Raw genomic sequence first — 11,821 nt, 5'->3', positions numbered from 1 at the left:
GACGCCAAGGTTAGTCTCGTTTGACACCATGGGTGTTTATCGATTACACTGCTCTAGTTGACTAACGTTAACAACCTTCGTGGAGGGTTTTGCCACGAATGCCTGCCACAAAGCGAAAGAAAGTTCTACATCCGGATTCCAAGCCCGCCATAGGAAAGCTCAGTCGCCAAGAGTGGCTTGTGATTACTTTGGTATTGGTAGTGGCAGTGACCTTTCGAATTATCTATCTTATTCAATACAAGGCTCACATTCCGTACTACTCTGTGTTGGTGGGTGACTCATCATATTATGACTCCTGGGCGCAGAGAATCACCGCAGGGAAAGGCTATGGGCAGTTGCCATTTTACCTTGCGCCGTTGTATCCCTATTTGCTTGCGATGATTTATGGAATCGCCGGTCACAAGCTGGTAGTGGTCTATATTTTTCAGGCAATTTTGGGCGTCTTCAATATCATGCTTGTCTACCTGCTCGGCAGAAGATTATTTGGCCATTGGGTTGGCATTGTGTCAATGATGTTACTCCTTTTCTATGCACCAGTCGCGTATTTGGAGTCCAAGCTTCTAAGCGAGACCCTCGGAATAACTCTAAGTTTGTCGTCAATGTTCCTTCTTTTGTTAGCTTGTGACCAGCCCTCGCCTTTTAAATTTCTTGTCGTTGGAATTTTGCTAGGCTTATCTGCGATATGTCGGCCTGTTATGTCTATCTTTATCGTATTTGTTTTAGTTTGGCTCTACTTTAATAAGTATCGTAATTTTTCAAGAATATTCATCCCGTTGCTAGCAGGGATTTCACTTGCTATGTTGCCAGTGACAGCGCGAAACTATGCGGTAAGTGGGGAATTTGTACCCATCTCAACCAATTACGGCATGACTTTCTGGCATGGGAATAACCCAGAGGCCATAGGAATTTGTGCTATTCCGTCCGGATTAACAACTTCTATTATGGAGCAGCAAAAAGAGGAAATGGCGCTGGCAACAAAAGCGCTCGGGAGGGAGGTGACTGCATCCGAGTCTTCTGCTTACTGGCTTGGACGTGGATTGAGTTTCATCCGTGAGCACCCGGTAGCATATATCTGCCTCTTCGGGAAAAAAGTCGTTTGGTCTGTCCACAACAGGGAAGCGCCGTGTAATTATAATTTTTACCTTGAGCGGAAGTTCGTGCCCGCGCTCCGAGCTCTTTTTATTCCTTTTTGGGCGATTTTTGGTTTGGGTGTGCTCGGCTATGTCTTATCACGCCGAGAAGGTATAAGGGAATCAGGATTGCTTGCAATTTATGCTCTTAGTGTGTTTGTTGGTCTGCTGGTTTTCTTTGTCTCTTCCAGGTATAGAGCGCCAGCGGTGCCTGCTTTGGCGGTTTTGGCTGGCTTTGGCGTAGTTCGCATTATAGATTCATTTTGTTCAAGAAATTTGAAAGTGTTAACCGTGGCTGCTCTATGCGTTATCCCATCTGCCCTTGTTTTGCTTGTGCCGTATCCGGTTCCGCCAATTACCGCCGAGGGTCCAGCTAATATGGGATATAGCTTTATGGAAATGGGTAGGTACAATGATGCGGTAGTTCAGTTCAGGGAGGCAATAAAGCTGAATCCGAGTTATGAGTACGCCCGTGATAAATTGGGGGAAGCCCTGGTGCAGGCAGGCAGGTACGTTGAGGCTATGGATGTATACAGCGATATAGCTGCAGACCATCCGAACTCAGCTGAGGCGCAGAATAATTTGGGCGCCGTGGTTGAGCGTTTAGGAATGCTTGATGCCGCCGTCATGCGCTATTCAATGGCTTTGCATCTAGACCCGGATTTCGCCGTGGCAAGGTACAACCTTGCGTTGGTTCTAGCGCGCCAAGGGAAGCTTGACGAAGCGATATCGCATTTCCTGAAATTATCGAAAACGAATCCGAGCGACCCAAATGTTTATTATTGTTTGGGGCTAATGTATAAGCGCAAAGGCAAATTGGATGACGCGGAAAGCGCATATCGGAAGGCAATCTACATAAAGCCCGACCTCGCTGAGGCACACAATAACCTTGCAGTGGTACTTTTTGAAAAAGGCAATTATGCGTCTGCCTTGAAGGAAGTGGAGCTTGCCCAGAAATATGGAATCAAGCCAAACCCTGACTTCATTAAAGCGCTTTCTAAAAAGTTGTCAGGACGCAAAATTAAATGAAATAGGTATTTTCCAAATATTGAAAGGATGAGATTAGCTTATACTTCGGGCTACTATTAGGCGTTGTATTGCTCGTTTCCATCATGAACTATGTTGAGCTCTCCAGGCAAGCGGCTGAACTTTATATTGTGTTCACTGTTGGTAATTGCCATATTCGGGGCTTTCTGCAGAGTCCTGACAGCAGAATTCACCGACTATGATGGCAATCTGTATGTCACGCAAAACTTCTTTGTTCAGCGTGGGCTCAATGCCGAAAGTCTGAAATGGGCTTTTACCGCTGTCTATGCTGCTACTTGGCAGCCATTGACATGGCTTTCATTTATGCTTGACCATGAGCTCTATGGCTTGAAGCCGGCAGGTTACCATCTAACCAATCTTCTTCTCCACATCGCGAACACTCTTCTACTTTTCGGGGTCCTCAAGCAAATGACCGGTTCTGCCGAACGAAGTGCTTTTGTCGCTGGCTTGTTTGCATTGCATCCCCTAAGAGTGGAGTCGGTAGCGTGGGTTGCCGAAAGGAAAGATGTGCTGAGTAGTTTCTTCTGGATGCTCACTATGTGGGCATATGTGCGGTACGTCCAATTCCCAAGGATTAAAACTTATATTCCAGTAATAATATTTTTTGTGCTGGGGCTGATGTCAAAGCCAATGCTAGTTACTGTTCCCTTCGTTCTCCTTCTGCTTGATTATTGGCCCTTAGGTCGCACATTGTTCTCCCGTTGTTCCTCTAATTTGGTTTGTACTCGACTGAGTAATAAAAGGTTAATCTTTGAGAAAGTGCCTTTGTTCATCCTTTCCATCTTATCATCCATCATCGCATATATTGCTCAGGAAAGAGGTGGGGCGTTAAGTTCGCTGGATAAGATGTCATTGGGTATCAGACTCGCAAACGCCGCCGTGTCATACATTGCGTATATACGCCAAATGATTTGGCCTACCAATTTGGGCGTTCTTTATCCTCATCCTCGGGATACAATTCCTATTTTGCAAGTTATTGGCGCTATCTTCCTATTGATTTTTCTCTCCATTATTGTGCTCAGACTTACAGGCCGGGGGCCCTATATGGGAGTAGGATGGGCTTGGTATCTGGGGACGTTGGTACCCGTGATTGGTTTTGTGCAAATCGGAGCCCATGCAATGGCAGACCGGTTCACATATATACCTATGATTGGGCTCTTTGTTGTGATTGCATGGAGACTACCCGAACTGGCTGGGTGCATTAGGATTGATGGCAAAAAAGGAGAATTAGAGAAAGAGCAAGTTTCTTGTTTTCGTTTCTTTCGTTTTTCTATTCTTCCAATCACAGCCATCATTGTTTTTATTGCCTTTGGAATCTGTTCTTGGGTTCAAACTGGTTATTGGCAGAACAGCATTGCGCTTTTCAAACGTGCAGTAGGTGTAACACACGGCAACTCTATTGCGATGGTCAATCTCGCTGGCGTTCTGATTAGGGAGGGCAGAATCAACGAAGCGAAGGCATACCTCATGCGCGCTGTCGAACTTAGACCAGGAGCCAGGGCATACAATAACCTTGGTTTGGTTGCTGAAAAAGAGGGAAAAATTGACAAAGCGATTGACTATTTCTTAGAGGCAATTAAGTATGATCCTTCCTACATTGGAGCGTACTACAATCTTGCAAATCTCCTTATTCGAGAAAGACGTATTGAAGAAGCAGTTTCATACCACAAAAAGCAATTGCGCTCCAACCAGAGGATCCCGACGTGCATGTCAGTCTCGCCCTAGCCTTAGCCCATCAGCGTAAATTTGGCGAAGCTGTTGAGCATTATCGCGAGGCTCTGCGCATCAATCCTAATCATATAGTGGCCATGCGAAAATTGGCAGACCTCCTTGCAGACCGAGGCGAATCTGAGGAGGCAATAGTTCTTTACCGTAGGCTTCTGCGAATCAAACCTGGCGATGCGATTATCCATCTAAATCTCGGAAGCCTTCTTGGAGAGCAAGGAAGGCTCGATGAAGAGATACTTGAGTATCGCAAGGCTCTTGAGATTAAGCCCGATTTAGCGGAAGCTCACAATAACCTGGCTGTGGCGCTATACTATAAAGGAGAGTATGCCGAGGCGTGGAAGGAGGCGCGTCTGAGCGAAAAGTATGGATTAAAACCCCCAGCAGATTTTCTCAAAGCGCTTTCACTCAAAATGTCAAAGCAATAGTCTTTGTTTTTTTTAAAAACATTTCATTTCGTGTGTTTCTCATGGGAAAGCGGTCAAATCACCGGCTTAATTTTATAATTGCACTTTTTCTTTTAATACTCACAGCAGTGGCATTTTCCCTAATACTAGGCGCCAAATTTATAAACTGCGATGATGTTGTCTATGTGACGCAGAATGACCATGTGAAAGCAGGATTAACGCTCGAGAATATCAAGTGGGCTTTCATGACCTTCGACCAATGCTTTTGGCATCCATTAGTCTGGCTTTCCTACATGTTGGATTATCATATCTGGGGATTGAACCCTCTTGGATACCACCTTACTAATCTGCTATTTCACATCCTAAATACAATTTTGCTCCTTTTGGTGCTCAAAACCGCAACCCTTTCAATCTGGAGAAGTGCATTGGTTGCTGCTCTTTTTGGTATCCACCCGCTTCATGTGGAGTCGGTAGCGTGGATTGCGGAGAGAAAGGATGTTCTAAGCACATTTTTCTTCTTACTTTCAATATTGGCTTACGTCGAATATGGCAAAGTTCCGAAATTCAGCAGATATGCTCTCGTCGTTGTTTTCTTTACCTTTGGCCTGATGTCGAAGCCAATGGTAGTGACTCTTCCCTTTGTGCTCCTTCTGCTTGATTATTGGCCAATTGGGCGGATTTTTTGTTCGAACATCCCTCCAAAAGAGAAAGCTACAGGCTTTGCTGACCGACAAACCCAGGCAAATGCTTTATCTTCAAAACTTGTGGTTGAAAAAATTCCCCTTTTTCTGCTCTCAGCGGTTGTAAGTGTTATTGCATACGTTGCCCAAGAGAAGGGAGATGCGCTTGATGTGCGTCCAGAATTCTCGCTTGGCGTTAGAATAGCAAACGCAACGGTGTCGTATGTTGTTTACATTGTGAAAATGTTCTGGCCAAGAGACTTGGCTGTTTTTTATCCGCATCCCGGCGCGACAATTCCTACTTTGCAATTGATAGGTGCGGGATTGGCACTATTATGCATAACGCTTTTGGCTTGTCTCAGTTTTCGACGGCACCCATACATTGCCGTTGGGTGGTTATGGTACGCTGGCACGCTTATACCTGTGTCCGGTATAGTGAAGTTCGGCGCTCATGCCATGGCTGACCGGTTTACATACGTCCCGCTTATTGGTCTTTTCATAGTGATTGCATGGGGTGTGCCCAACTTGGTTGGATGTTTTTGTGGTAATAGTCTGATGTCAGTGGCAAATGGCAGAAGCCAAATTCGCCCGCAAACCATTTTACCGGCCGCATCTGTTATTTCGCTGGCAGTTTTTGCTGTTTGCACATGGGTTCAGGTTTGCTATTGGCATGATGGAGTTAGGCTGTTCCAGCATTCATTGAGGGTGACGAAAGGCAATTATTTCGCATACAATAATCTTGGCGCGGCACTTGAAGAGGAGGGACGTTTTGACGAGGCTGTCTTATTCTATCGTGCGTCGTTGCGGGTTGAGCCCAATCAGGCGCGAGCCCATGTAAATCTTGGAAATATCTTCCTTAAGCAAAGGAAGGTGGAAGAAGCTTTGAGGGAATACGAGGCCGCTGTGCGGGTTCGGCCTAGTGATCCAATGCTTCAGAACAACCTTGCCGTGGCGCTTGCTCAAAAAGGAATGTATGCCGACGCTATCAATTGCTTTAGGAAAGCTATTAGGATTAATCCGCATCTTCCAGACATTCATGAAAACCTTGCCGAAGTACTTTATCTTAATGGAAACTATGCAGAAGCATGGAGGGAAATCGCTCTGTGCCGCCAAAATGGTGGACGGCCGTCCCAAAGTTTACTCAAAGTGCTGTCTGCCAAAATGCCCGAGCCTGGTGTACAATAAAGACATTAAAAAACTATACAATTGACTGGCAAATTACTTCCGAAATGCGTAGATTGAAGGGCAATTATCAAGCCTATATTGTTGCAGTTCTCCTAGTGTTTGTTGTAGTTGCTGTTTATTGGCGCATCTTAGGATATGAGTTTCTTTTTGATGATGCGCAGTATATCCAAACTAATGTGCATCTGCATAGAGGACTCAGCGCTGGTGCAGTCAAGTGGTGCTTCACGGCTTTTTATGCGGCAAACTGGCATCCCATAACATGGATGAGCCATATGCTTGACTGCCAACTCTTTGGGCTTGATGCTGGCAGACACCATATTCAGAATTTGTTGTTTCATACCATAAACACAATATTGTTGTTTGGCCTGCTTCTTAGGTTGACTGGCTCGGTTTGGAAAAGCGGCTTCGTAGCTGCTCTGTTTGGAGTTCATCCGCTCCATGTAGAGTCGGTGGCATGGGTTTCGGAGCGCAAGGATGTATTAAGCGCCCTTTTCGGGATGCTGGCGATTTTGGCGTATGTTCGATATGCTCTGCGTCCTGGAATTAAGACCTACATCCCGATATTCATATTCTTTGCTATTGGCCTTATGGCTAAGCCTATGATTGTTACCCTTCCTTTTGTGTTACTCCTCTTAGATTACTGGCCCCTAAATAGGTGGAAATTCGCTAATTTTCCGTCAATTATTATGTCAAGAGGCGGGATTAAAAGTCTCGTATTGGAGAAAATCCCTCTTTTTTGCTTATCTGCAATTTCATGTTTTATAACTTACCTTGCCCAAGAAGCAGGTGGAACTACTCGCGTGATGAACAGCCTGCCTCTTAATGTGAGGTTGGCAAATGCACTAGTCTCCTACGTCAGCTATATCCTTAAAGCCATTTGGCCACAGAGACTAGCTGTGTTCTATCCACATTCTGAGGATTCGTTACCTACTTGGGAGGTAATTATTTCAGCATTTGTGCTTTTCTGCTTGACTGTGATTATCCTGCGAGCTATGCGAAAATATCCTTACCTCGGCGTGGGATGGCTTTGGTACCTTGGCACGCTTGTACCCGTCATTGGTCTTGTCCAAGTTGGCTCACAGGCGATGGCAGATAGGTATACGTACATTCCGCTTATTGGTATCTTTATATTGATTGCTTGGGGAATACCAGATGTGGCTGGTTGTTCAAAGGCAAAAATTGGAAGGTGTGAGCTTGGGGAAGAAAAAGCTCCTCTCCGATTTTTATTCCTTTCTTCTGTTTTGCCTTTTGTTGGTATTGCTGCTCTAATCGCATTTATAATTGCTTCCTGGGTCCAAGTTGGTTACTGGAGAAATCCTGTAACGCTATTTGGCCGTACAGTGGCAGTTACAAAGGACAACTTCATAGCGCACTTTAATCTTGCGTTGGCCCTTGCCGAGAAAGAGCGTCATGCCGAGGCAATTCCTCATTACGAAGTTGCGCTTAAGCTTAGGCCTATGGATGCAGATGCACATCAAGCTCTTGCCGATTCGCTTGTGAAGGATGGGAGGACTGACGAGGCTGTTGCTCATTACTATGAGTGTCTTAGGCTTAGGCCGAACGATGCGAAAGTTCACTGCATCTTGGCCGATGTGCTTGCCGATTTGGGGAGAACCGATGAGGCCATAGCAAATTATAGAGAGGCAATTCGCATTGAACCGGATTTCGCCGAGGCACTCACAAATCTTGGTGTCCTTTTGGTTAGTCAGAGCCGAGTGGAAGAGGGAATAGCACACTACCTAAAAGCTATGCGAATTGACCCCCACCTACCAAATTTGCACTACAATCTAGGAATTGCCTTTGCAAAGTTGGGGAAGTTCGATGATGCCATCCGGGAGCTAGAGCTGGCAATTAAAGAAAAACCAGACGACATCGAAGCTCGCAGGCGGCTTGTGGGTGTGCTATTCGTAAAATGCCAATATGCTGCGGTTTGGAAGCAGGTTCATGAGCTCCAAAAGCTTGGTGTCAACTTGCCAGAAAACTTCCTGAGGATGTTATCTGCAAAGATGCCCGAACCATGAATGCTAGCTGTGGGTTGGATATTTAGGTAATTGAGACTCTTAGCGTTTGGCTTAGCTTGAATTCGGGGTTAATTTATTTCAATTATGCTTCCTGCAATAAACCTGGGGCCGTCTGATTGGTTGAAATAGTATGCGACGAGAATTCGCCCGTCTGGAAGTAGCGCCGCCCATGGGTACCCAAGATCCCCATTGCCTCCGTCATCGCGGATAACGAGTTCCGGTGCCTCGGCAACATTGGTGCAGTCGGGATTCAGCAGTCTCGCGCGTACCCCATATGGCTCATGTCGATAGCCATAGACTAAAAACACACGCCCATCCTTTAATCGTATTGCATGATATGGATGGCCAATGATTTTGCCATCTTCCCATTTGAAACTCTTGCCGCCGTCTGTCGAACGCGAGATTACCAGATGATCATTAAAGTTTGCCGTTCGTATAAAGCAAACTATGTCACCTTTTGCTGTTTCAACCAGCGATGATTCATTGAGTGTAATCTTGCTGTCCTTAGCAATTGGGCAAACGTATTCCCATGTCTCGCCGCGGTCCGACGAAGTCATAAGATGGACAGACGTTAGTCGGTCGCGTTTTCCTTCGTTTGCAGCAACGGCCCAGTACAGCTTTCCGTCATTACGCTGAATCATAGCGCCTCGATTGTAAGCGGGGCAGGGCTTACCTAGCACGTCTAGCGTTTTGTCTTCTGGAACTGGTGGCGGTATAAACGGGCCTTTCCAAGTTTTGCCGCCGTCGTCCGAGCGCATGATATAACCCCCCAGGAATCCAAATGGCGGATGACTTAAAGTCTTTTGATGTTTTTCAACGCCCTCGGGTGGCAATAACGCCCAAGCATAACTTGAGCAAACAATTGATCCATCCTTAAGCTGTATCATGCAAGGATCCTGAGAACCTCCTAGTGGGTGAGCGTAGATAAGCTCGGGCTCTTTGGTCCATGTTTCACCGCCATCTTTCGACCGAACTAGAACAAGGTAGCTATTGGGGTCGGTATGGCTATACTTGCCGCCCCACAAAAGCTTCCGGTTTGGCGCCCGCCGAAACGTACATAAAATTTCACCGTTCTTTCGGACTACTAACGAAGGAAATGCACAATAATACATGTCATCTCGATAGATGATAAGGTCTTTCACCTTTCTCATGCGAATAGCTTCTCCTTTCGCAACCGGGTGGGGCGGGTAGAAACTAACAGCAAGGATTAGCAATAAGAGTCTTGTTAGCTCTTTCATACCTTCTTAATTCTAGATGACGACCTTTTTTCCTCCAAAGGAAGTAAGTAATATTTCGAAGTTGCAGGTTTGCATTAAAATAAAGCCTATCGTTGCAAGACGATAGGCTTTATTTAGAGGTCTTAATTGATGCTTAAAACGTCCTGTTATTTTGCAGGAGGACCTTGTCGCACTTCAGGGGCTGGTTTTCCTTTATATGGACAAGGGCACTGATCTTTGTATGGACAGTTTGCACATTGCCCTGGAGCGCCATTGCAGCAAGGAGCGCATATTCTGGGACAAACATAGCCTTGGATGCGTTTGCCAGCCTGCTTGCCATAACAAGGGCACTCATCTTTGAACGGGCATTGTTCGCATGCTCCTGGGTAGCCTTTACACCATATTCCACAGCCAGGCAGGGTTGCTCCTACACCTGGTCCTGCGCCTAACTTCATTGCTAGTTCACGATTGTTCCATAGGGTCTCATGAAGTTGGGTGCGCAATTTGGCGATTTCATTCTCAAGGCTGGCGATTTGCTTTTCAGTTCCCTTTTGGTTTCGAAGTCGCGCTAGCTCAAACTGTTTGGTCCGAATCTCTTCATGCAATCCTCGGACTTTGTCTATGAAGGCTTTTTCCTCGGGAGTTTTTGGCTGGGCTGTCATCCACCATGCGCCTCCACCTACAGGACCTATCCCCATGCGTGGACAGCCTGCTGGTGGACCAGCCATTCTCGGGCCGCTGCGACCTGGGCCATAGGCGTATGCGAGCGTTGCTGCAAGCGCTAGGATTATCAGAAATGCTACTAAAACATACGTTCTTGTTCTCATTTCAATCCTCCTGGGTTTGAAGTTTTGCTATTTATTAGACTGATGTAAATCGTTTTGCATTCCTAAAAACTACTTGACACTCTCAGCAATTTTCACAAGCTCAGACGTGGGTGCGTCACCTACAACGGCGATTGTAATGTCGCCAACCCTTGTTTGAAACATTCTTGCGTGTGGACGGTCAGCTAAAATGCATCCATTTGGGCCACATCTTGCTCCACGGCCAAACCTGCGCTTTTGTCCGCGATTGTCTGCCATGCATCCCGGACCAGCACATGGGCACTTGCTTTCGAAAACCGAAATAGTGTTTAGGCCATTTGCGTATTTTAGGGCCGCGAATGATATACCGCAGGGTGAAGTTTGTATGTAGTACCCATCAAATATGTAACCTGTTGGGAGATATTTTGGTTTTAGTGGCGTAAATCCCACCGCCTTGCGAACTTCATTTATGTTCATAGTGCTTCTACAGACAGCCGAACTTTCAGGCTTAATTGGGGCGGTGAATAGAGAGTCAGGCGGCCTAGCGGAAAAATCTATGCTATCGTACCGGCTGAGACTAAAAAGTTTGCCATTTAAGCCATACCAGTCGGTCCTCAGGATGATGTATTTTTCCTTGTCTACCCAAATCTTGCTTGTAGGATTGCCGCTAAACTTCGGCTCAAGCTTGATTATGTAGCAGTTACGGCCTGCTATGCTTTGCGAGCCGACAAGCTTTGGCACATAATTTTTAAAAAGCTGACCAAGGTAATCTCCTGTCTTATGCTGCAAACAAGCGGCTGGCATTTTCTGCTTTGCAGAAATCGTAATTATTGAGTTATTGCTTTCAATAATGATTGTGCCAGCTGTTGGGCCAGTAAGGAATTCCATTCGTGAACGACCTTGACTTCGGTATACCCTGACTTTCGAAGACACCGGCGCCTTGCCCACCTGGATAGAAACGAACTTTATTCCTTGAAGTGTTGCTTTTTTCTCGGCAGAATAAGTTTTTTCCACTATTTCATGCGCAGACATCGCTGCGAGAGCGAATTGCGGGATGACGAAAGTTGCAATGATTAGGGCCCATCCACAAATCTTCCTCACAGCGATCCCTCCTTTTTTAGTTCGATACAACTCACCAACCCTAGGACGGCCTTATCTGCAAAGGGTTCATTCCAGCTCATAGTAGCGTGACGCGCAAAATATGTGTTGGCTCCGATTTCTGGTATATTTTGAATACTTGTAAATAGCAAGATGCCAATGGTAATCAAAACTGCGCCTGCAGCGGCCGCCGAATGAAGTTTGTGTCGCGCAAACCACCAAATCGGGTTGGCAATTCTTGTATGCAAAGGTTTCGGCTGGAGACGGCCCACGATTGCATTCCATGCATCAGGAGCTTTCTCTAGCCCAGCCTCTTGTATTAGGCTTGCAGTGCGGGCTAGAGACTCGAGCTCTCGTGCACATTTTGAGCATGAAGCGACATGGTTTTCAATCTTGCGGCGAAGCCGCGCATTGCAGCCGCCAACTGAGTAATCAGCCAATTTAGAAGCTATTTCAGTGCATTCTCTATTCTGCGATTCTTTCATGGTCTTTCCCATAAGTGCTCTTA

At 46.1% G+C, this 11,821-nt stretch carries 9 protein-coding genes; 5 read left to right on the top strand and 4 right to left on the bottom strand.

Annotation, left to right across the window (positions count from 1 at the left end):
• Positions 1-98: 98 nt before the first annotated feature.
• From K6T99_09735 to K6T99_09715, 5 genes are all read left to right on the top strand, one after another.
• Positions 99-2,159, top strand: a complete 2,061-nt coding sequence (locus K6T99_09735) for a tetratricopeptide repeat protein (protein MCL6520103.1) — start codon at positions 99-101, stop codon at positions 2,157-2,159.
• A 126-nt stretch (positions 2,160-2,285) separates the two neighbouring features.
• The gene (locus K6T99_09730) at positions 2,286-3,902 is read left to right on the top strand and encodes a tetratricopeptide repeat protein (protein MCL6520102.1); all 1,617 of its coding nucleotides are present in this window, start codon (positions 2,286-2,288) and stop codon (positions 3,900-3,902) included.
• Entirely contained in the window at positions 3,881-4,330 is a 450-nt protein-coding gene (locus K6T99_09725; protein MCL6520101.1) for a tetratricopeptide repeat protein, read from the top strand. The genes K6T99_09730 and K6T99_09725 overlap by 22 nt, the downstream gene beginning before the upstream one ends.
• Positions 4,331-4,371: 41 nt before the next feature.
• Positions 4,372-6,174: a tetratricopeptide repeat protein gene (locus tag K6T99_09720; GenBank protein MCL6520100.1), complete on the top strand. Its 1,803-nt coding sequence runs from the start codon at positions 4,372-4,374 to the stop codon at positions 6,172-6,174.
• The gene (locus tag K6T99_09715; GenBank protein ID MCL6520099.1) at positions 6,093-8,195 is read left to right on the top strand and encodes a tetratricopeptide repeat protein; all 2,103 of its coding nucleotides are present in this window, start codon (positions 6,093-6,095) and stop codon (positions 8,193-8,195) included. Before K6T99_09720 ends, K6T99_09715 begins: the two co-directional genes overlap by 82 nt.
• Before the next feature lie 68 nt (positions 8,196-8,263).
• Here K6T99_09715 and K6T99_09710 read toward each other — a convergent pair whose 3' ends face one another.
• The 4 genes from K6T99_09710 to K6T99_09695 form a co-directional block, all read right to left on the bottom strand.
• Positions 8,264-9,433: a glycoside hydrolase gene (locus tag K6T99_09710; GenBank protein ID MCL6520098.1), complete on the bottom strand. Its 1,170-nt coding sequence runs from the start codon at positions 9,431-9,433 to the stop codon at positions 8,264-8,266.
• A 146-nt stretch (positions 9,434-9,579) separates the two neighbouring features.
• Positions 9,580-10,239, bottom strand: coding sequence for a hypothetical protein (locus K6T99_09705; protein MCL6520097.1), 660 nt, complete (start codon positions 10,237-10,239; stop codon positions 9,580-9,582).
• 69 nt (positions 10,240-10,308) lie between these two features.
• Positions 10,309-11,316, bottom strand: a complete 1,008-nt coding sequence (locus tag K6T99_09700; GenBank protein MCL6520096.1) for an outer membrane lipoprotein-sorting protein — start codon at positions 11,314-11,316, stop codon at positions 10,309-10,311.
• Complete coding sequence (locus K6T99_09695) at positions 11,313-11,810, bottom strand: zf-HC2 domain-containing protein (GenBank protein ID MCL6520095.1); 498 nt, start codon at positions 11,808-11,810, stop codon at positions 11,313-11,315. The genes K6T99_09700 and K6T99_09695 overlap by 4 nt, the downstream gene beginning before the upstream one ends.
• Positions 11,811-11,821: the final 11 nt, after the last annotated feature.

Source organism: Armatimonadota bacterium, assembly GCA_023511795.1.
Taxonomy (GTDB): domain Bacteria; phylum Armatimonadota; class UBA5829; order DTJY01; family DTJY01; genus JAIMAU01.
Note: the sequence above shows the minus strand (reverse complement) of the source record. Positions and strands in the feature narration are given on the sequence as shown.